Source organism: Porphyromonas sp. oral taxon 279 str. F0450 (assembly GCF_000292995.1).
Lineage (GTDB): Bacteria > Bacteroidota > Bacteroidia > Bacteroidales > Porphyromonadaceae > Porphyromonas > Porphyromonas pasteri.
The window spans coordinates 354,945-375,699 of record NZ_ALKJ01000019.1; the positions used below are offsets into that span (position 1 = coordinate 354,945).

Genomic DNA, 20,755 nt, shown 5'->3' on the forward strand with positions numbered 1-20,755 from the left:
AAATGATGGGGATGAGAGATGAAGGCGAAGGGGACTACCTTATTCGGGGTCCTTCCAGTCGCCACCTTCCTTGATGAGGTCGATGAGATGCTCGACGGCTTGAGCTTGAGGTACACCCTTCTTGATACATTCTTGTCCCTTGTAGAGGTCGATCTTGCCAGGCGCAGCACCTACATATCCGTAGTCCGCATCGGCCATTTCGCCAGGGCCATTGACGATACAGCCCATGATACCGACCTTGAGCCCCTTGAGGTGTGAGGTAGCGGCCTTGATCTCAGCGATGGTATTCTGCAGATTGTAGAGCGTACGGCCACAGCCAGGACAGCTGATGAACTCCGTCTTGCTCATACGAAGGCGGGCTGCCTGTAGGATGCCCAGCTCGGTCTTGATGATCTCTTCGGCAGGGAGGTGAGGAGCTTCGAGGCAAAGGCCATTACCCCAGCCATCGAGGAAGATGCTACCGCAGTCGGCAGCTGCATAGAGGCGGAAGAGCTCCAGATCAGTGGTCTCGTAGCGACGACGAAGTAGAATGGGGCAATTGACACCTGCACGGCGAAGCTGCGTGAAGCCCCAGCGCCAGTCCGCGACGGGATTATCGCCACGGCTCTCAAGGAGGAGCAGTGTCTGAGGCACAGCAGCAAGCTCAGCAAGACGCTCAGCTGTAAGTTCGTCCGTAGCAATGCTCTTCACGGAGACTCCTACGATAGGCGTGCCACCTGTGAGCTGAAGCTGTCCTTCGCCCGAGAGAATGGCATCGGGACGCTGAGTAAAGGTGGAGAGATCTAAAGGCTTCTCCGTCGGATAGAGCACTAAGGGCAGGTTGCTCCCACCAGCGAGGGCTCCGAGAGAAGTCGTATTCTTGCGAGCATCTTGAGCTAACTCGCGGTACTCCTTCCATGAAGGAAGAAGCGATCCGTCCACTGAAAGCGCGACATGCTCACGAGGTGCGATGTAGTCCACAAGAGCACGAGCCACGGGGATCTCACACTCGGGCTCTTCGCTGAGGGAGACACGGATCGTATCTCCGATACCATCAGCCAGGAGCGAACCGATACCGACAGCACTTTTGATACGACCGTCTTCGCCTTCACCAGCCTCTGTCACACCGAGGTGCAAGGGATAAGCAGGGTAACCTAATTCATCAAGGCGAGCGACAAGCAGACGAACTGCCGCAGTCATCACGACAGTATTGGAGGACTTCATCGAGATGACGATATCATGGAAGTCATGCTCACGACAGACATCCAGATATTCCAAGCAACTCTGTACCATCCCCTCGGGCGTATCGCCATAGAGCATCACCATACGCTCCGAGAGCGAGCCATGATTGACACCGATACGTATCGCACGCTTCAGCGTCTTGGCACGCTCGACGAATGCTCCGAATCGCTCGCGTACCTTCTCATGCATGGCACGATAGACCTCATCATTCCACTCGGTCGTACCCTTACTATCGACGTAGTTACCAGGATTGACGCGCACCTTCTCTACATACTCCAGTGCCGTATCAGCTGCCGTTGGGTTGAAGTGAATATCAGCTACCAAGGGCGTCGTGATACCACGAGCGCGGAGCTCTTTATGGATCACACCGAGGTTAGTAGCCACACGTTTGTCCTGTGCAGTATAGCGTAGGTACTCCGCACCCGCGGAGATGATGCGCTCTGCTTGAGCGACAGCAGCCTCCGTATCCAGAGTCGAAGCCGTCGCCATTGACTGGACGCGTACAGGATAGTCACCGCCAAGAGGCGTATCGCCAATATGAACCAACGCTGCACGGCGTCTGTGATAGAGACAAGGCTCAGCGGATGTAGTATGAGAGGGATGATTCTCTGCCATGAATAAGTCTTACACAATAATGCAAAAGTAAACCCAGGAAGTGCTTCCACCTCCTGGGTTTACAACATGTGTATGCGGGGGTTAGTTCGTCTTGTGCTCGAACTTGACCTCTGCAAGCTCTCGATTAGCCTTGACGACCTTCTCCTTGAGCGACTCCTTGTAGGCTTCGAGTCTACGATAGAGCTCTTCATCAGAGGTAGCCATCATCTGTACGGCCAGGAGTGCAGCATTCTCTGCCGCATTAATTCCCACGGTCGCTACGGGGATACCTGGAGGCATCTGCACCATAGAGTAGAGAGCATCAACGCCCTCCAGGGAAGCCTTGATAGGCACACCGATCACTGGAATGGAAGTCATCGAAGCGATGACACCACAGAGATGGGCAGCCATACCAGCAGCACCGATGATTACCTTGACGCCACGCTCCTTAGCCGTAGTGGCGAACTCCTCTACCTCACGAGGTGTGCGGTGAGCAGAGAGTGCGAGCATCTCAAAGGGAATGCCGAGGGCATCGAGACGAGCGGCAGCTTTCTCCATGATGGGCAGATCGGAGGTACTGCCCATGATGATGCTGACCAGTGGGGATGCTTGCATCTTTATCCTGCGATGAGAGCCTTATAGTCGTCAGCGCTGAGCAGACCTTCTACGTCGTCAGCGTTAGCGGGCTTGATCTTGACGAGCCACCCCTTACCATAGGGATCGCTGTTGACTAGCTCAGGGCTGTCTTCGAGCTCGCTGTTGACTTCGAGGATTTCCCCTTCGATAGGGAGGAGGAGGTCAGATACCGTCTTTACAGCTTCGATAGAACCAAAGACTTCTTCTGCGCTGAGGCTTTCACCTTCGGTCGTGACGTCTACATAGACGATTTCGCCGAGCTCACCCTGAGCGTAGTCCGTGATACCTACATAGACAACATCACCTTCGAGGCGTGCCCATTCGTGGTCCTTGGTGTACCGCAGTTCCTGTGGAATGTTCATGTTCTTTCTTGGGGGTTATAAAGTTAGTTGATACGAAATAGCTTATTTGCTTTATGGAGCAAAGATAATCAACATATCGGAGCTTACGAAACGTGCCGAAAAGTTTTCACTCACCCCATTTTTACTTGCTCCAAACTACAGTCTGTAGGTGGCTCCGAGGGAGGCATAGTTCACCGCTCCGCTGGCGAAAAAAGTCCTACCGCAAGAGAGGTCTACAAGGAAATCCTTCGTCACGGCATAGCTTAGCCCTAAGTCACATCCATGCTCTGCAGGGCCAAAGACCCCATAGTACTCCACGAAGGAGCTTAGCCGATCTGTGAAGTTATAGCCTAACTCTGCGGTCATAGAGAGGCGACGCATCCCCTCAGCTGAGCCAATATTACAGGTAAGGGAAAGGCCCGATACCAGTTCCTGCTCAAGAGCAAGTGTAAGATCTCCCGTCACTCTGCGGGTCTCCTCTTGAGGGGCGTAGTTCAGATAGCCGACAAGCGTCATGGCTGGGATCCAGCCATCACCAGAGAAGAGAGCGAGCTTGGAGCTGAGCGTGAGATCTGAGACCTGCACTGCCCCGCGATGAGGACGCTGCAGTAGACCTTCTAAGCGAAGTTCAAGATCAGGTACAAGTCCATAGCGAAGCATTAGCCCCATGTTATGATGACCTGAGGAAGCCCCTATCCCCCACTCTATTTGCAAGCTTCGTGGGCGTAGTACACTTGTTCCTTCACTATGGTCAGGACGGTCGGGCTGCACTTCATTATCCGTCTGTGCTGAGAGAGAGCCAGCCAGTAGAGAGCAAGTCAATAAAGAGAAACTCCAGCGGCGGAGTGATGTATAGAGGTAGCGCATATTATGTAAAATAGTAATGTATGAGCGCAAAGATACGACTACTATAATGAAGAAGGCTGTGCCTCCAGCATCCGACCTCAATGTGGTCTGAATACCGGAGGCACAGCCTCTTAATTACCTTGTGATATACCTTCGTCTACTACAGGAGCTGCTGACTACGGCGGATGAAGGCAGCAAGTGCCTCACCTGAGAGTAGGCCATTACCAAGGAGCGCAAGGTCAACGAGCTGCCCCACGAGGAGCTCTTCTGCACCGAACTTTTTGATCTCCTCAGAAATCTTCCCTTCGAGTTCGGCTTGCTTACTCGTCAGAGCATCAAGCTCCTCACGTTCGGCCACACTCACCTCTTCGGGCTTCTTAGCTGACTGCACCGTGCGAGCAGCTTCGACAAGCTCACTTTGCTCCTGAAGCTCAGCGCGCAGTGTCGAGAGCTTAGGCTCAACAACTTCCTTCTCCGAAGCAAGGAGACGCTGGATCAATGGATGCTCAGTATTGAGTACCACATTGTAGCCTTCGGGAAGCTCACCATAGAAGTTCATACCTGGCTGCAGACGAGCCATCTCCTGCATACGGCGCATGAACTCCCCTTGCGTGATCAACACGGCATCAGCATCAGCGCCAAGGGCTTCGAGGCTCACGCTATAGTTGCGCTTCTCCTCACGAGGCAGGCGCCCCTCAAAGAGAGCCTTCAAGGCCTTCTGCTCTACATCGGAGAGACTGACAGCACGCTGCTCATCCTTAGCGATAAGCTTATCGATAGAGTCAGAGTCTACTCGTACGAAGTGTGTCTTCTCGAGCTTCTGCTCCAGCTGAGATACCGCATGGACATCCAGAGGACCATCTAAGAGGAGGACAGAGTAGCCCTTAGCCTTAGCACGCTCGATAGCTGTATATTGACTGTTGCGGTCATTCGTATAGAGCCATACGAGCTGACCTTCCTTATCAGTTTGCTCCCCTTCGGTAAGGGTACGGTATTCGTCAAGGGTGAAGTGCTTCCCGTCGATATCAGTGACGAGGTCAAACTTCACGGCTCTATCGTAGAACTTCTCATCGGAGAGCATCCCATACTGTACGAAGACCTTTAGGCTCTCCCACTTCTCTTCGAATAGGCTACGCTCATTACGGAAGAGTTCATCAAGTCGATCAGCTACTTTCTTGGAGATATGATTGGAGATCTTCTTGACCTGAGCATCACTCTGCAGATAAGAGCGCGAGACGTTCAGCGGGATATCTGGAGAGTCGATGACCCCATGCAGCAGAGTCAAGTACTCAGGGACGATCCCTTCTACGTCTTCCGTGACGAAGACTTGGTTAGCATAGAGCTGGATCTTATTGCGCTGCAGCTCCATCTGATTCTTCACCTTGGGGAAGTAGAGGATCCCCGTAAGATTGAAGGGATAGTCTACATTGAGGTGGATCCAGAAAAGAGGCTCTTCAAAGGTCTGAGGATAGAGCTGGTGGTAGAAGGAAATATAGTCCTCATCCTTTAGCTCCGAGGGCTTCTTGGTCCAAGCGGGGTGTACATCATTGATCTGGTTATCCTCGTCGGTATCGACATAGGCACCATCCTTCCACTCCTGCTTCTTCCCAAAGACGATGGGCACAGGGAGGAATTTGCAGTACTTATTGAGGAGTGTTGAGAGGCGATCCTTGCTGAGGAATTCTTCACTCTCGCTGTCAATATGCAGGATGATATCCGTTCCTCGCTCCGTACGACTCCCCTTCTCCAGGATGTATTCTGGGTTACCTTCGCAGCTCCAGTGGATAGGCTCTGCACCCTCACGATAAGAGAGCGACTGTATCTCGACGCGCGAAGACACCATGAAGGACGAGTAGAAGCCCAAACCAAAGTGACCAATGATAGCCACCTTGTCGTCCTTATACTTATCGAGGAACTCCTCTGCCCCAGAGAAGGCTATCTGATTGATGTACTTCTCGACCTCCTCAGCAGTCATACCGATACCACGGTCACTGACAGTGATCGTCTTAGCATCAGCATCGAAGCTAACGGAGACCTTCAAGTCGCCCAGCTCACCCTTGAACTCGCCTGCCGAGGCCAGCGCACGCAGCTTCTGCGAAGCATCTACGGCATTGGATACCAGCTCACGAAGGAAAATATCATGTTCACTGTAGAGGAACTTCTTGATGACGGGGAAGATGTTCTCACTCGTCACCCCAATCTTACCTTGCTTACTCATAGAGTCTATAGTTTATCTTGTATGATGGATATACGTGTTAGTGCCTTCCCTTATTCAAAGAGGATGCCACACCTCTACTCTACGCCAATATGGCAGGCTCTCCCTCACAAACGAATTGATATGCAAATCATGTGTAGGGGGCATTCTGTGATATGCGCATAGTATGATCCAATATGGGACCATTGCACGGCACCTCAAGAAACCATTGCGCAAGTCCATCTCTTCACAGCTTGCGCAATGATTTCACATATAGGCATATGGGTGCGTGGGTAGAGCTATATAGGATGGCGAAGAAAGCTATATAGCTTTGTACTAATTCCTATATAACTTTGCACTGATTACTATATAGCTTTGCACCGATTACTATATAGCTTCATACTGATTACTATATAGCTTTGCACTGATTCCTATATAGCTTTGTGAAGAGACCTATATTAGGTTGTTGCTCCGCATAGGGATAAAAATTGTGGACGAGTGGCAGATAAGTTTGGACTACATACGTGGCTCTAATATCTACGTACGTGGATATTTGGATTTACATGCCTGGTCTTTAAGACTACGTACGTAGATGGGGAAAAGCCACTACAGGAAGGCGCTTTTTTCTTCACGAGAATGGTTCTTTTCCCTCCGCTGGATAAGAGGAATAGGCGCGATAAAGCGAAGGGCTCATGTATCACTTCGGAGAGGTATATCGGGGGACTTAGCATACGATGCCTTAGCACTCTAAATAGAGGGCGGGACTATAGGCAACCGTCTCCAATATAGGAATGAATGCAAAGCAATATTGGTTTGTATACCGAACTACTATTCGTTTGGGTACGAACCAATAACGCTTCATACCCACCATTAATAGTGGCACAAACTCCATCTCCATACAATCCAATCTACCAACCACTTACCACTACGCACCTAAAACTTAGATAAGCCCACCCCAATCTGCTTGGGAAGGTGCTCATTCTTAGAAGCAAATCTGGGTAGACTCTATAGACGATTTAGAGCGTTATGATAGGAGTCCGGTGAGTGAAACAGGCCGAGGTATAAGATTTTGTATCTTTGGGATAGCGTGCGTACTAAGCACTCGTCACCAGCTCCCTGCTCCGCAGTGGAGCCTGATTATAATTTTAATGGAGACAATCAAGCAGATATTCCGTATCGGGAGTGGCCCCAGCAGTAGCCACACCATGGGGCCGCGACGTGCCGCCGAGCAGTTCAGAGACCGTTGTCCTCAAGCCAAGCGCTACGACGTCACGCTCTATGGGAGCCTGGCGGCTACAGGCAAGGGGCACATGACTGATGCTGCTATCCTCGAGACACTGACGCCTGTAGCCCCCACGGAGATTCTGTGGAAACCTGATATCATCCTCCCCTTCCACCCTAATGGGATGAAGTTCGAGGGCTTTGATGATGCGGGCAAGCTCCTCGACACCTATACAGTCTTCAGCATCGGTGGTGGGACGCTCGCCAATGAAGACTTCAACGAGCAGCGCTCTGCGACCATCTATCCTGATAGCCGTATCGTAGATATCATGCACCGCCTGCATGAGGAAGATACGACCTACTGGGAGTATGTAGAGCACTACGAGGGCCCTGAGATCTGGGACTATCTGGCCAAGATTTGGGACGTCATGCAGCAAGCCATCCATTCGGGACTAAATGCAGAAGGTGTCCTCCCTGGAGGCTTGGGTCTGCGACGCAAAGCTGCTCTCTACAAGGTCAAGGCCGAGGGCTACGGCTCTGCCAGTATCAAGAATAGAGGCCTCGTCTATGCCTATGCGCTCGCTGTCAGCGAGCACAATGCATCAGGCGGACGTGTCGCTACGGCGCCGACTTGTGGGAGCTGTGGTGTAGTCCCCGCGGTACTCTATCACCTCAAGACGAGCCGCAACTTCCCCGAGCAAAGTATCCTGCGTGCCTTAGCTACCGCAGGCCTCTTCGCAAATGTAGTACGCACCAATGCCTCCATCTCGGGCGCAGAAGTCGGATGCCAGGGTGAGATCGGCGTAGCCTGTGCTATGGGAGCCGCTGCCGCCAGCCAGCTCTTCGGTGGCTCCAACCTCCAGATCGAGTACTCTGCAGAGATGGCGCTGGAGCATCACTTAGGCCTCACCTGCGATCCTGTATGCGGACTCGTCCAGATCCCCTGCATTGAGCGTAATGCCTTCGCTGCTGCTCGTGCCTTAGATGCCAACACCTATGGGACCTTCAGCGATGGGCGTCATCGCGTGAGCTTCGACCAGGTCGTCGAGGTGATGCGCAAGACGGGGCATGATCTTCCCAGCCTCTACAGAGAGACTTCTGCTGGTGGTCTCGCTACTGAATACTCAGCCAAGAAGCCTCCTCGCCCCTGGTAATAACCACTACCTAAAGAGTTCACTATGTCGCCTCGCTCTGTCATCCTCAGCCTATCAACTTCACTTCTCCTCGCTCTCGGTGGAGTGAGTATGGAGCTTCATGGACAAGCTCCTCGCACAGACTCAGTGAGTCGGGCTGTCAATGACAGCCTTTTGGTGATCCAGTTTACCGAGGTATATATCTCCGCCAATCGTACTGTCCGTCCCCTCACCATCGAGGAGCGACGGCAGCTCTGGCGGCGCATACGTGATGTCAAGAAGGTCTATCCCTACGCCAAATACGTAGCGGCCACGATCATCGAGACCTACGAATATATGCAGACCCTGCCCGAGAAGGAGCAAGAGCCCCACCTCAAGCGAGTCGAGAAGGAACTCAAGGAAGATATGGAACCTAAGATGAAGGACCTGACCCTCAACCAGGGGAAGCTCCTCATCAAGCTAATCAACCGACAGTGCGGCATGACGGGCTATGAGCTCGTCCAAGCCTTCCTCGGGGGCTTCAAGGCTTGGACTTGGCAGGTCTTTGCCCGTATCACAGGTGCCAGCCTGAAGGCCACTTACCGTCCCCAGACAGATCCCGACGATGCACTCACCGAACGTATCGTCCGCCTCTACGATCAGCGCATACTCTGACGACAAGCAATTCAGCATGAGAATTAAATACGGCCTTTACCTATCCCTCTTCTTAGGCCTCAGCTTCACCACTTCTGCGAAGTCCAAAGGCCCTATCCGCGTAGCCTGCATCGGCAATAGCATCACCTACGGCTATGGACTCGCAGACCGTGAGCACGAAGCCTACCCCGTCCTCCTGCAGCAGAAGCTGGGGGCAAAGTACCTGGTAGAGAACTTCGGAAAGTCCGGAGCGACACTGCTCGCTCCGGGGCATCGCCCCTACTTCCAGCAGGAGGAGTACAAGAAGGCTCTGGCTTTCCGCCCAGACATCGCCGTGATTCATCTCGGGGTCAATGACACGGATCCTCGCAATTGGCCGAACTATCAGGATGAGTTCATCCCCGATTATCACCATCTCATCGATACCCTACGCGCCGTCAATCCACAGGTACGTATCCTCATCGCTCGTACGACACCCATTGGTGTGGAGCACCCGCGCTTCGAGTCGGGTACTCGAGACTGGCAGCTGCAGATACAGCAAGCCATTGAGCAGGTGGCTAAGAGTGCAGATGTTGAGCTTATTGACTTCCACACGCCACTCTATCCCTACCCTCATTACTTCCCCGATGCAGTGCACCCCGTAGCAGCTGGCATGCACTTCCTCGCAGAGACTGCCTACCAAGCTATCTCGGGTGACTTCGGAGGACTACAGCTCCCAGCCATCTATTCTGATGGGATGGTCCTGCAGCGCCAGCGTCCACTGACCATCCGAGGGAAAGCTAATGCAGGGGAACTTGTCACGCTCTCCTTCCATGGCTGGAGCGGGAAGGCGAAGGCTAATCATCTCGGCTCTTGGGCTATCACACTCCCAGCTCAATCAGCTGGCGGGCCCTATAGCCTTGAGGTAAGTACACCACAGAGTAAGCGAAAGATCAAGCTTAGCAACGTCTATGTAGGGGAAGTGTGGCTCTGCTCTGGGCAGTCCAACATGGCTTTCATGCTCAGTCAAAGTACGGATAAGGAGCATCGTCCCATACAGCCTGACAGCATGCTGCGCATCTACAACATGCAGCCCGCCCACGAGACGACTGCCACAGCTTGGCCTGTGAGCTTCTTAGACTCACTGGATCAGCTCCGCTACTACCGCCCTGCTACCTGGGAAGGAGCCCGTCCATCCAAGACCAACATCTCAGCGATCGCCTATCACTTCGCTCGTGAGCTGAGAGATAGCCTCCAGATACCCATCGGTATCGTAGTCAATGCCATCGGTGGCTCTCCCACGGAGGCGTGGATTGACCGCGCCACGCTTGAGCAGGAGCTCCCTGCGATCCTGCGCCAATGGAGGAAGAATGACTTCATCATGCCATGGGTACGTGAGCGCGCTGGGCAGAACCTCCAAGCACGAGACACACCTCTTGCGCGCCACCCCTACGCTCCGACTTATCTCTACGATACGGGGATCCGTCCACTCTCCAGCTACACATTCCGAGGGGTTATCTGGTATCAAGGAGAGTCCAACGCTCATAACATCGAGGCACATCAGCAACTCTTCCCTCTGCTTGTCAATAGTTGGCGTAAGACCTTCGGTGCTACCCTCCCCTTCTATTATGTCCAGCTCTCCTCGATCAACCGCCCTTCTTGGCCCGCCTTCCGCGATAGCCAGCGACGCCTTGCTCGGCCAAGTCAAGGAATAGATATGGTTGTCTCAATGGACCACGGAGACAAGGCGGATGTCCACCCTACCATTAAGTATCCCATAGGACATCGCTTGGCACTGCTCGCTCTCTCTGGACAATACGGCTACCGCTCCCTCGAAGCACGTAGCCCCGAGCTACTCAGTGTAAGCCAGGAAGCGCAAGTACTTCAACTCACGTTTGCAGGCACCTCAGAGCTACGCACATCCGATGCGAAAGAGCTGAGAGGCTTCGAAGTCCTCACCTACGACGGGAAGACTCATCCACTCACGGGCTCTCTGGAGGGTGCAACAGTCACGCTCCAGCTCCCTCCTACACTCCGAGGGAAAGACCTCTGGCGTCTACGCTACGCATGGCGTCCTTACTCAGATGCTAACCTCACGGGCGCTACGGGTCTCCCCGTAAGCACCTTCACCATTGACCTCAAGACCAATGCTCATGACGCTCAATAAGCTACGCTCTCTACTTGCCCTCACGGCTACCAGCCTCTTAGCTGGTCTATACTCCTGCTCTTCGTCCAACCCTGAGCTTACGATCAAGCTGGATAAGTTAGCCCCCAGCGACACCATCGCTTGGGTAACCTACTTAGGACACGAGGGACAGCAGACCGACACTCTACTTCACTTCGATCCGACGATCCACCTCTCGCCCGACACCGCACGCTTCCACTCGGTCATCTTCTCACATGACGGTGCTACGCGCGTACATTACTATATGCTTCAGGGGAAGACATGGAAGGAAGTGACGACGATGCAGGTCGACACGACAAGGCTCACGAGCGTCCTTCCCTTTGAAGGGGTTGACCTGCAGGGAAAGTCCCACAGAATCTCCGAGCTCTATGCGCATCACAGCGTTGAGCTTGTATTTGCTTCGCCTGAGGGATTGAAAAGCCTCACCCGCCGAGAGCAGGAGGGGCTGCAAGCCAAGGCTCGTCCCGACAGCCTCCAGTTCGTCATCCTCTACCCTACGCCGTCTGATAGCGCAGCCCGAGGTCAATTCCGCCGTGACAGTCTACGAGGTATCGCTTTCTCTGATAGCTTAGGCTTAGTCTCTCGACTGCGAAGGGAGTACGGCGTACAAGGGAACGACCGACCCGTGCGCTTCCAGATCGATACCTTAGGGCGAATCAAGCGGCACTGACCTCACCGCAACACAAACACCATTCCCCTACCCAACATCTATACCACCATGCTTGTCAAGACCTACGCTGCAGCCCTACAGAGCATCCAAGCTCGTACGGTGACGATAGAGGTAAGCTGTACTCGTGGCTCTTACTTCCAGCTTGTCGGCCTCCCCGACACGGCTATCAAGGAGAGTCAAGACCGCATCATCTCGGCCATCGAGAGTAGCGGATACAAGTTCCCTGGGAAGCGCATTGTCATCAATATGAGCCCTGCTGACCTACGCAAAGAGGGGGCAGCCTATGACCTACCTCTTGCGATCGGACTCTTAGCTGCTGACGGACAGATCCCCTCCGACCTACTTGAGCACTATATGATCATGGGCGAACTCTCCCTCGATGGAGCGGTTCGCCCTATCCATGGAGCCCTACCCATAGCCATCCAAGCCCGTAGTGAAGGCTACCGCGGCTTCATTCTTCCCGAAGCCAATGCTCGGGAGGCTGCCGTCGTCAATAAGCTTGAGGTGCATGCTGCCCGCACCCTGCGCGATGTCATCGGGATGCTGACAGGAGAGGCGACTCTCCCCATCGTCGAGGTCGACACACGTGGAGAATTCTATCGAGGGATAGAGAGCGAGACCTTTGACTTCTCCGAGGTCAAGGGACAAGAAACCGTGAAGCGAGCACTCGAAGTCGCGGCAGCTGGCGGTCACAACCTCCTGATGATTGGTGCCCCAGGGAGCGGAAAGTCTATGATGGCAAAGCGACTGCCCAGCATCCTTCCGCCCTTCACGCTCGGTGAAAGCCTTGAGACAACGAAGATCTATTCGGTAGCAGGGAAACTGGGTAAGGACGTCACCTTGATGACGACACGCCCCTTCCGTGCCCCACACCACTCCATTTCGCCCGTCGCACTGGTCGGTGGTGGGAGCAATCCCCAGCCTGGAGAGATTAGCTTGGCACACAATGGAGTGCTTTTCTTAGACGAGCTTCCGGAGTTCAGCCGCAATGTCTTAGAGGTCATGCGTCAGCCACTGGAGGAGCGTGTCGTGACAGTAGCTCGAGCTCGCTATACCGTAGACTACCCCGCCAGCTTCATGCTGGTAGCAGCGATGAATCCGTGCCCTTGCGGCTACTACAACCACCCGACCCACGCCTGCGAATGCACCCCACAGCAAGTGCAACGCTATCTGGGGAAGGTATCAGGCCCTCTGCTTGACCGTATCGACCTGCAGGTAGAGATCGTCCCCGTGGACTTTGAGAAGCTCTCCGATGCCCGCCCCTCAGAGAGTAGTGAGTGCATCCGAGAGCGTGTCTTAGCCGCACGTGAGATACAGACTCGCCGCTTCGCCCCCTATCCCGAGGTACACTGCAATGCGCAGATGACGCCACGGCTTATGCAGCTCTTTGCTCGCCCCGATGCCGAAGGGCTGGAGAAGCTCCGTCTCGCTATGGAGCGATTGGATCTGTCGGCACGTGCCTACGACCGCATCCTCAAGGTAGCTCGTACTATCGCTGACCTTGCTGGCTCCGAAGAGATCCGCAAGGAGCACATCGCCGAGGCCATTCACTACCGCAGTCTTGACCGCGCCTCTTGGGGGCAGCGGTAGCTCCAGCACCTCCTCCACCCTCACGAACTTTTACCGCCATTCCTCTCAAGCCATCAGAGTAGTCTCATAGAGAGAGAGCTACTCCGAAGCTCTATACCTATAAAAACGAAGTAGTACTGATCACTGCGCGGAGCAGTACTGGTCACGACTTCGACCAGTACTGGTAGGCATAGGTGACCAGTACTGGTTCGCTCGCTGACCAGTACTGGTTGATTTCCCCCTTCATCAGATCACTCCCGACGAGCTTCACTTACCGCAATATAGAGGGGTACCCAACCGTGTGCTCTCTGAGGTCGAAACACCTGATAATGTGAGTGGAGGTAGAGTAAAATCACGGTGGGAAGCAGCGGAATAGTTAGTATTTTGGTATCGTAGCCTAATCCATAGGCTACCTAATGAATAATTCGTATTTTTGCGGCTGATATTCGCTAAGCACATAACGACTTATACACAAACCAATCAGCTATGTACTGGACATTAGAACTGGCATCCAAGCTCGAAGATGCACCATGGCCCGCAAGCCGTGACGAACTCATCGACTACGCCCAGCGCTCTGGCGCCCCCATCGAAGTCATTGAGAACCTCCAGGAAATGGAGGATGAGGGCGAGCTATACGAATCCATCGAAGATATCTGGCCCGACTACCCAAGTAAGGAAGACTTCTTCTTCGACGAAGAAGAATATTAGTGAGCCTCACTTCGGAGGCTATAAATCCGATGGGCAAGACAACCTTCACCTATGGTCGTAGGGGTAGAGACCTCGGTCTCGTGGGTTGTCTTGCCCTTCTTTTATTCTTAGCGCAGCCAGTCGCATCCCAGTCACGCCCTTTAGTTCGCCAGTGGGATGAAGCTTTAGGCTACTACAATCCTGCAGCCTTAGCCCCTCTGGGTACAGGACAAATAGCAGGCCTGTGGGGAAGAGAAGACCATCGACACAGCTACTACCTACTCCTTACAGACCTACCTCTGGAACTCCTCGGTGGGCGCCATGTAGTGGGAGCTCAGCTCCTACACCACCAGCAAGACCTGTGGGAGCATTCGACCTTCTCCCTACGAGGGAGCGCTTGCCTACCCTTATCCGAGGGGAAGCGCCTACAATTAGGTGTGGAAGGTGCGCTGCACCGTCTTACCTTCGATGGGAAGAAAGCCCTTGAAGAAGGTATCACCAATAGTGAGCTCCCTACGACAAAGAGCGAGGGCAAGGCACTCGGTCTTAGCTTAGGCCTACAGTACTATGGAGAGCGCCTCTCTGCGGGTATTGCTGTGACTGACCTCTTCGGAGTGCACACTCGCATCGGTGAACGCTATATAGCGCAGCTGCCTCCGCTCTACAGTGCCACACTTAGCTACCACATAGGCTCCGCTGTAGCTTGGGCCTTTATCCCTGCCATCTGGGGCTCTTATAGCCAAGATGAGAAGTGGCGATCGGAGGTACGAGGTACGCTATGGTACCACGCTCGCATTGCCCTCGGTAGCTCCTATCGCCAAGGCGAAGCTCTTGGTCTTCACACCCGCCTTCGCCTCGGAGAGCTATCCCTAGGCTATCAAGTCGAGCGTTCCACCCGATCAAGTAGCTTTTACCACGAGCTACTCCTCGGCTATACACTCCCTCATGGGAGGACTAAGCACACAGAGCCCCGATACAAGAGTATTCGGCTGCTCTGAGAAATGACACAATACTCATGACCCATCCCCTACCACTTCGACTTACCCAATTTAGTACCGCCTTCATCCTATGCTCTGCAGTCTGCTCCTGTGGCTCCTCACATCCCACATCCATGGGAGGAGTAGCTACCGCTCGCTTAGCATCGTGGAATGAGCCAGCTCCGCATGGGATGGTGCATATCCCCCGCGGACATGTACTTCTTGGAGAAGCTAAGGCTGACAGTCTCTGGGGAACGCCTGCCGTGAGCCGAGGCATATCAGTCGAAGCCTTTTGGATGGATCGTACCGAGGTGACGAATGCGCAGTATCGCCAATTCGTATATTACGTACGAGACTCGATACTACGTGAGCGCTTAGCAGACCCGGCCTATGGTGGTGACGAGAGCTACAAGATCACAGAAGACAAAGACGGAGAGCCCACCACACCTCATCTGGACTGGAGCCGCCCTATTCCCTCGGAGAAGCGAGCTACAGAGGAGGAGCTACGTGCCCTGCAAAGTATCTACTACACCAATCCTGTCACAGGAGAGAAGAAGCTGGATCCTACGCAGCTCTACTACCGCTACGAGCGCTATGACCATCGTGCGGCAGCCCTATGGCGTAATCAGCTACGCGAAGCACAGGGCAATCCACAATGGGAGAAGAAGCGACCCGAGACCGTCCTCATCTCCAAGGACACGGCTTACATAGACACCTCTGGCAAGATCGTCCGCGAGACGCTCACCCGTCCGCTGCGTAGCGAGTACGACTTTCTCAGTACCTATATCGTACCCGTCCTTCCCGACGAGACCGTCTGGGTCAATGATTTTCCCCAGTCAACTAATGCCATTTACACCACCAAGTACTTCAGCCATCCAGGGTATAATGACTATCCTGTCGTGGGAGTTACTTGGGAGCAAGCGCAGGCCTACTGCGCTTGGCGCACCATCTCCTACAAGAAGGGCCTCAAGCTCCCCGAGGGTCAGATCGTAGAGGAATTCCGCCTCCCGACCGAAGCCGAATGGGAATATGCCGCACGAATGGGTAACTCAAGCATCAGCTACCCCTGGGGCAATGCCGAGGTACGCTCATGTGACGGATGCTTCGTGGGCAACTTCAAGCCTGGCGACGGTGACTACACGGCAGACAAGCATCTGATCACGGCACGCGTATCCTCCTACCCACCCAATGACTTTGGGCTCTTTGACATGGCTGGTAATGTGGCCGAATGGACCAGTACGACCTGGACTCCTGCAGGACTCAAGCTCATAAATGATGTGAACCCCGAGCTATCCTATCAAGCAGACTATAAGGATAGTATTGACCGCACCCTCAAGGTCATCAAGGGCGGCTCGTGGAAGGATATAGCCCGCTATATACGCGCCAATAATCGCACGAAGGCTCCACAGAATGCAGCACACTCCTACATAGGCTTCCGCTGTGTACGCTCGGCTGTCGAGTTCAGTAAGTAGTTAGCTCCTATTTTGTGTTAAGTCACCCACCTATGTCCAAGCGCCTTAGCCCTATACGTCGTCTTGAGCGCTTCCTCGCCAGCCAGCGAGGGAAGCGTATACTCAACTACTTCTACTCCTGGGGAGCTGCCTTCGTCATCTTAGGCGCGCTCTTCAAGCTCCTTCACATACGCTATGGTGATGAGATCCTCCTTGTGAGCATGCTCACTGAGTTTGCAGTCTTCTTCATCTCGGGATTTGAACGCCCAGAGACAGGTAGCAAGGAGGCGGAATCTTCCGACAAAGCATATCTATCTTCAGCTATACTCCATCAGCAGCACCAACTGGTAGTCACGTCCACAGACCTTCCACAGCAAGGGCAGGGAGATACCGATACCTTGACAAGCAATATCACTGAGCTCAATGCCGTCTATGCGCGCCAAATCAAGGAACTCAGAGCTCAGCTGGAGACCATCGAACGAATCAGCACAGACCTACAGCACATGCATGCCATGTACGAGGCTGGTGCTAAGGATAGCTCGACCTTCCGCCAACAGAATGAGCGCCTCATCAGCCAGCTGGAGCAACTCAATGCAGCCTATGCGCGCATGCTACAGGCCTTGACGGTGAATATGAATACCCCTAACAGCTCACTCTCCTCAGGGGCTGACGAACCGACTCACACGAAGTAACCCTCCTCAGCATGGCAGTAGGCACAGGTAGCAATCCTAATAGACAGCGCATGATCAACCTCATGTACATTGTCTTCATCGCAATGATGGCACTCAATGTATCACCTGAGGTACTCGATGGCTTCAGCAAAGTGGAGGGAGAGCTGCGCCAAGCGACAGAGGCCAGTGAGGCTCAGAATGGGCGCTTGGCCTCGGACATGCAAGCCGCCTTCAGCACCAATCCCGCGAAGGCAAGCGTGTACTACGAGCAGAGTCAAGAGCTACAGCGACGCACGGACTCACTCTATCAGCACCTCCAGCAGTTGAAGGAAGCCATTGCCATCGAAGCTGATGGGCACGGTGCATACCCCGATTCCCTACAGCATCGAGACAATCTATCAGCAGCCTCTGTCGTATTACTTGCCCCTATTCATCCCAAGGGGAAGGAGCTCCGCAAGCATCTCAATAGCTATACCTCCTGGGTAGGGAGCCTACTGAAGTCTTCCAACTCAGAGGGTAAGATTCTCTCTCGCCTTAGTACTCCTGAGGGGCGAGAAGGGAAGACTTGGGAAGAAGAGTGCTTTGAGAGCATGCCAGCCATAGCCGCTATCACTCAGCTAACCCAGCTGCAGAATAGTCTACGCTATGTCGAGGGCGAGACACTCAGCGAACTGCTACGCAACATAGGAGCCTCGGACTATCGCTCCAATAAACTCACTGCCCAAGTCATCCCAGACAGCCGTATTATCCTACGCGGCGTCCCTTACCAAGCCGCCATCGTACTCAGCAGCATTGACACGACGAAGCACCCAAAAATCTATCTCCAAGGGAATGCCTTGCCCTCCTCTTCAGCTGGAAGGGTTAGCTTAGCGACACCATCGACCGGCACCTTCCCGATCAAAGGACATATAGAGGCTGAGCTGAATGATGGGACGATCGTACGCAGCCCCTTTGAGAGTAGCTACACGGTGATCGAGCCAACAGCCACCATCGCCCCTACAATGATGAACGTCCTCTATGCAGGGATTGACAACCCCATTCAAATAGCTGTACCAGGTATTCCACTCCAAGATATCACAGCGACCAGCTCCTCGGGCAGCCTCATCCGAAAGGGAGATCTATGGATCGCTCATCCAACAAAGGCGGGGAGCGAAGTCATCATATCCGTGACAGCCAACATCGGAGGGAAGAGCCAGCCCGTAGCTCAGACGAAGCTCCGAGTACGTAGCCTCCCCGACCCGATGCCCTATCTCAGTATCAGCATGGGGAGCGGAAGCACCCGATTCAAGGGAGGGCGAATAGCTAAGAGCTCCCTACTTGCTTCAGGCGGTGTCCGCGCAGCCCTTGATGACTCCTTCCTTGATATCAACTACAGCGTACTGCGCTTCCAGCTCTTAGCCTTCGATGCTCTGGGCAATGCGCTCCCCGAATCCTCTCAAGGGGCAAACTTCTCCGACCGACAGATACGCCTCATCCAAAATACCCCCCACGGACGTCGTCTCTTCATCACAGACATCATCGCTCGAGGCCCTGATGGCATCGAGCGTCGTCTTCCCTCTCTTGAGCTTGTCATCGCATAGACCAAAGCCACCTATCTTACGAAAGCAATGAAGCGAACAACCACTATATTCCTCTCATCCCTTCTTCTCTCCTCACTTGGGCTCTCTGCTCAAGATACACCTCGTACCCCTATCGTACGCAAGGGTACTCAGCAGACGGAGCGACGAGAGAAAAAGAAAGCCGTAGAGCAAGCCACGAATCATGGGCTCACTGAGCGCGCTAAGGACTTCCTATCCTCCGACACCATCACGACAGATCAGGTCGCCTGGCGCCGAGGGATCTACCGAGCTCTTGACCTTATGCAGCCTGCTAATGCTCCGCTTTATAGCCCCGAAATAGCTACTGAGCGAGAGGCAAACCTCTTCGCACAGATCTTCCAGCTCTATACTGCTGGCAGACTCCCAGTATATGAATACCTTGATGGTCCCGAGCGCTTCGATGAGGCACATCGCCTAAGTTTCGAAGATTTCATAGAGCGCTTCCACATCAGCTATATCAAAGGGGATCCTCAAAGCATCCCATCCAGCGAAGTCAAGGGCTACTACATCAAGGAAGCACATATCTTCGATGAAGGGACCTCTACCTACTCAACGCAAGTAGAAGCCCTATGCCCCATCCTCTCAGGTGTAGGCGACTATGGAGAGCTACGCCTCCCCCTATTCTGGGTTAAGTACAGTGACCTGGCTCCTTACCTACAAAGTGGGCTCATCCCACTAAGTGAGGGAAACAGCGCCTATCGAGGTACGCTCTTTGATTTCTTACGCTTGGGACTCTACAAGGGGGAGATAGTCAAGACGGAGAACCTACGTGGGCGTACGCTATCCCAAGAGTACCAGAGCCCTGAAGCCCAGAAGAAAGCGCAAGAGCGCATCGAGCGAGAGCTATCAGACTTCCAGGCGCAGCTCTATATCTCCGACAGCACGCTACATCAGCCGAAGCAGTCTCCCAAGAAGGGGAACAAGCCTAAGTCCAAGAGCCAGCCTACCTCAGATAGCAGTGCCAGCTCTACCAGTAAGTCATCCTCGACGCCTATCACTCGCTCAGCGCGAGGTAGAGGCTACTAAGCCTATCCCACATATAAAGCGACAGCGCCCCCTCTCCACGATGGAGAGGGGGCGCTGTCTTATAGCGGAGGATAAGCCTTAGTAGCTTATTCCTTTACTTCCCAATAGGCGTCCTTCATCAGGACATCTTCAAGCTTACGGATACCGGGCTTCTGAGCACGGACCTCCTCGATCTGCTGCGTGACAGCCTGGTCATAGCAAATATCCTCGACGTCACGGATAATACCGAAGGCCACAGGCATATCATCGCTCGTACCCATCATCGCCAGCATCGTGTGGAGGGTAGGATCGACTTCGTGAGCATCGTGCGTCAGGACATCATCCAGCGTGTAGCCATCTTCGCCGATGGTCACGACCTTTAGGCGAAGGCCATCAAGGACAATACCCTTATTCTTCTCCTTACCGAAGATCATCTTCTCGCCATGGCGAAGTACGATGGAGCGATCTTCACGCGTATCACGCTGAGCTACGCCCTTATGCACACCGTCATTGAAGATCACACAGTTCACCAGGACTTCGACGACAGCGGCACCCTTGTGCTGAGCACTTGCTACCATACACTGCCCGAGGAGCTTCATATCGATATCCAGTGAGCGAGCGAAGAAGCGACCGCGTGCACCGAAGCAAAGCTCCGCCGGAATGAAGGGGTCCTCGACCGTACCGAAGGGCGAGCTCTTTGATACGAAGCCACGCTCAGAGGTAGGTGAATACTGACCCTTCGTCAGACCATAGATACGGTTGTTGAAGAGGATAAAATTAAGGTCTACATTACGACGGATAGCGTGGATGAAGTGGTTACCACCGATAGCGAGGCTATCACCATCACCCGTAGCGATCCATACACAGAGGTCGGGGCGAGCGGTCTTCAGACCGGTAGCGATAGCTGCAGCACGCCCGTGGATCGTGTGGAAGCCGTAGGCGTTCACATAGTAGGGCAGACGTGAGGAGCAGCCGATACCCGAGATGACTGCCGTCTGCTCGGTCGAGATACCCACCTCGGCCATAGACTTCTGGAGAGTAGCCAAGACACCATGGTCACCACAGCCAGGACACCAGCGTACGTACTGGTCGCTCTTGAAGCTCTTAGCGTCTAACTTCACTGGGTTTACATTCGTTTCCATAG

At 53.8% G+C, this 20,755-nt stretch carries 17 protein-coding genes; 11 read left to right on the forward strand and 6 right to left on the reverse strand.

Going from position 1 to position 20,755, the window contains the following annotated elements; genetic code table 11:
* Positions 1-39 precede the first annotated feature (39 nt).
* The 5 genes from ispG to htpG form a co-directional block, all read right to left on the reverse strand.
* Positions 40-1,836 (reverse strand): (E)-4-hydroxy-3-methylbut-2-enyl-diphosphate synthase, encoded by a 1,797-nt coding sequence (gene ispG, locus HMPREF1323_RS05330; protein ID WP_009433030.1) that lies wholly within the window; start codon positions 1,834-1,836, stop codon positions 40-42.
* 81 nt (positions 1,837-1,917) lie between these two features.
* Positions 1,918-2,430, reverse strand: a complete 513-nt coding sequence (gene purE / locus HMPREF1323_RS05335) for a 5-(carboxyamino)imidazole ribonucleotide mutase (RefSeq protein WP_009433103.1) — start codon at positions 2,428-2,430, stop codon at positions 1,918-1,920.
* 2 nt (positions 2,431-2,432) lie between these two features.
* On the reverse strand, positions 2,433-2,813 hold the full coding sequence (gene gcvH, locus HMPREF1323_RS05340) for a glycine cleavage system protein GcvH (RefSeq protein WP_009433119.1): 381 nt from the start codon (positions 2,811-2,813) through the stop codon (positions 2,433-2,435).
* A 135-nt stretch (positions 2,814-2,948) separates the two neighbouring features.
* Entirely contained in the window at positions 2,949-3,659 is a 711-nt protein-coding gene (locus tag HMPREF1323_RS05345) for a transporter (RefSeq protein ID WP_009433066.1), read from the reverse strand.
* A gap of 139 nt (positions 3,660-3,798) precedes the next feature.
* Complete coding sequence (htpG, locus tag HMPREF1323_RS05350; RefSeq protein ID WP_009433224.1) at positions 3,799-5,856, reverse strand: molecular chaperone HtpG; 2,058 nt, start codon at positions 5,854-5,856, stop codon at positions 3,799-3,801.
* A gap of 1,124 nt (positions 5,857-6,980) precedes the next feature.
* Here htpG and HMPREF1323_RS05355 point away from each other — a divergent pair.
* From HMPREF1323_RS05355 to gldN, 11 genes are all read left to right on the forward strand, one after another.
* Positions 6,981-8,207 (forward strand): L-serine ammonia-lyase, iron-sulfur-dependent, subunit alpha, encoded by a 1,227-nt coding sequence (locus HMPREF1323_RS05355; RefSeq protein WP_009432927.1) that lies wholly within the window; start codon positions 6,981-6,983, stop codon positions 8,205-8,207.
* Between the two features lie 24 nt (positions 8,208-8,231).
* A complete protein-coding gene (locus tag HMPREF1323_RS05360) occupies positions 8,232-8,840 on the forward strand; it encodes a DUF4294 domain-containing protein (protein WP_009432901.1) in 609 nt (202 codons plus the stop codon).
* Between the two features lie 16 nt (positions 8,841-8,856).
* Entirely contained in the window at positions 8,857-10,965 is a 2,109-nt protein-coding gene (locus HMPREF1323_RS05365) for a GDSL-type esterase/lipase family protein (protein ID WP_009433139.1), read from the forward strand.
* Positions 10,952-11,653 carry a hypothetical protein gene (locus HMPREF1323_RS05370; protein WP_009751909.1) on the forward strand — a complete coding sequence of 234 codons (702 nt, stop codon included), beginning with the start codon at positions 10,952-10,954 and terminating at the stop codon, positions 11,651-11,653. Before HMPREF1323_RS05365 ends, HMPREF1323_RS05370 begins: the two co-directional genes overlap by 14 nt.
* A 48-nt stretch (positions 11,654-11,701) precedes the next feature.
* On the forward strand, positions 11,702-13,243 hold the full coding sequence (locus tag HMPREF1323_RS05375; RefSeq protein WP_009751912.1) for a YifB family Mg chelatase-like AAA ATPase: 1,542 nt from the start codon (positions 11,702-11,704) through the stop codon (positions 13,241-13,243).
* A gap of 465 nt (positions 13,244-13,708) precedes the next feature.
* On the forward strand, positions 13,709-13,930 hold the full coding sequence (locus HMPREF1323_RS05380; protein WP_005467333.1) for a DUF2795 domain-containing protein: 222 nt from the start codon (positions 13,709-13,711) through the stop codon (positions 13,928-13,930).
* Positions 13,931-13,959: 29 nt separating this feature from the next.
* The gene (locus tag HMPREF1323_RS09105) at positions 13,960-14,907 is read left to right on the forward strand and encodes a type IX secretion system membrane protein PorP/SprF (protein WP_083845362.1); all 948 of its coding nucleotides are present in this window, start codon (positions 13,960-13,962) and stop codon (positions 14,905-14,907) included.
* A gap of 17 nt (positions 14,908-14,924) precedes the next feature.
* Positions 14,925-16,358 (forward strand): type IX secretion system lipoprotein PorK/GldK, encoded by a 1,434-nt coding sequence (locus tag HMPREF1323_RS05390; protein ID WP_009433212.1) that lies wholly within the window; start codon positions 14,925-14,927, stop codon positions 16,356-16,358.
* 32 nt (positions 16,359-16,390) lie between these two features.
* Entirely contained in the window at positions 16,391-17,029 is a 639-nt protein-coding gene (gene gldL / locus HMPREF1323_RS05395) for a type IX secretion system motor protein PorL/GldL (RefSeq protein ID WP_009433195.1), read from the forward strand.
* A gap of 11 nt (positions 17,030-17,040) precedes the next feature.
* On the forward strand, positions 17,041-18,588 hold the full coding sequence (gene gldM / locus HMPREF1323_RS05400; RefSeq protein WP_009433069.1) for a type IX secretion system motor protein PorM/GldM: 1,548 nt from the start codon (positions 17,041-17,043) through the stop codon (positions 18,586-18,588).
* Between the two features lie 27 nt (positions 18,589-18,615).
* Positions 18,616-19,632 (forward strand): type IX secretion system ring protein PorN/GldN, encoded by a 1,017-nt coding sequence (gene gldN, locus HMPREF1323_RS05405; RefSeq protein WP_009433172.1) that lies wholly within the window; start codon positions 18,616-18,618, stop codon positions 19,630-19,632.
* A gap of 86 nt (positions 19,633-19,718) precedes the next feature.
* On the opposite strand, the gene HMPREF1323_RS05410 is transcribed toward gldN, so the two are convergent.
* Positions 19,719-20,753, reverse strand: coding sequence for a 2-oxoacid:ferredoxin oxidoreductase subunit beta (locus HMPREF1323_RS05410; RefSeq protein ID WP_009432890.1), 1,035 nt, complete (start codon positions 20,751-20,753; stop codon positions 19,719-19,721).
* Positions 20,754-20,755 lie beyond the last annotated feature (2 nt).

What these genes read in the sequence shown, in the direction of transcription:
- ispG (WP_009433030.1), bottom strand. Translation starts at nt 1,836, where the DNA reads ATGGCAGAGAATCATCCCTCTCATACTACATCCGCTGAGCCTTGTCTC.
- purE (WP_009433103.1), bottom strand. Translation starts at nt 2,430, where the DNA reads ATGCAAGCATCCCCACTGGTCAGCATCATCATGGGCAGTACCTCCGAT.
- gcvH (WP_009433119.1), bottom strand. Translation starts at nt 2,813, where the DNA reads ATGAACATTCCACAGGAACTGCGGTACACCAAGGACCACGAATGGGCA.
- HMPREF1323_RS05345 (WP_009433066.1), bottom strand. Translation starts at nt 3,659, where the DNA reads ATGCGCTACCTCTATACATCACTCCGCCGCTGGAGTTTCTCTTTATTG.
- htpG (WP_009433224.1), bottom strand. Translation starts at nt 5,856, where the DNA reads ATGAGTAAGCAAGGTAAGATTGGGGTGACGAGTGAGAACATCTTCCCC.
- HMPREF1323_RS05355 (WP_009432927.1), top strand. Translation starts at nt 6,981, where the DNA reads ATGGAGACAATCAAGCAGATATTCCGTATCGGGAGTGGCCCCAGCAGT.
- HMPREF1323_RS05360 (WP_009432901.1), top strand. Translation starts at nt 8,232, where the DNA reads ATGTCGCCTCGCTCTGTCATCCTCAGCCTATCAACTTCACTTCTCCTC.
- HMPREF1323_RS05365 (WP_009433139.1), top strand. Translation starts at nt 8,857, where the DNA reads ATGAGAATTAAATACGGCCTTTACCTATCCCTCTTCTTAGGCCTCAGC.
- HMPREF1323_RS05370 (WP_009751909.1), top strand. Translation starts at nt 10,952, where the DNA reads ATGACGCTCAATAAGCTACGCTCTCTACTTGCCCTCACGGCTACCAGC.
- HMPREF1323_RS05375 (WP_009751912.1), top strand. Translation starts at nt 11,702, where the DNA reads ATGCTTGTCAAGACCTACGCTGCAGCCCTACAGAGCATCCAAGCTCGT.
- HMPREF1323_RS05380 (WP_005467333.1), top strand. Translation starts at nt 13,709, where the DNA reads ATGTACTGGACATTAGAACTGGCATCCAAGCTCGAAGATGCACCATGG.
- HMPREF1323_RS09105 (WP_083845362.1), top strand. Translation starts at nt 13,960, where the DNA reads ATGGGCAAGACAACCTTCACCTATGGTCGTAGGGGTAGAGACCTCGGT.
- HMPREF1323_RS05390 (WP_009433212.1), top strand. Translation starts at nt 14,925, where the DNA reads ATGACCCATCCCCTACCACTTCGACTTACCCAATTTAGTACCGCCTTC.
- gldL (WP_009433195.1), top strand. Translation starts at nt 16,391, where the DNA reads ATGTCCAAGCGCCTTAGCCCTATACGTCGTCTTGAGCGCTTCCTCGCC.
- gldM (WP_009433069.1), top strand. Translation starts at nt 17,041, where the DNA reads ATGGCAGTAGGCACAGGTAGCAATCCTAATAGACAGCGCATGATCAAC.
- gldN (WP_009433172.1), top strand. Translation starts at nt 18,616, where the DNA reads ATGAAGCGAACAACCACTATATTCCTCTCATCCCTTCTTCTCTCCTCA.
- HMPREF1323_RS05410 (WP_009432890.1), bottom strand. Translation starts at nt 20,753, where the DNA reads ATGGAAACGAATGTAAACCCAGTGAAGTTAGACGCTAAGAGCTTCAAG.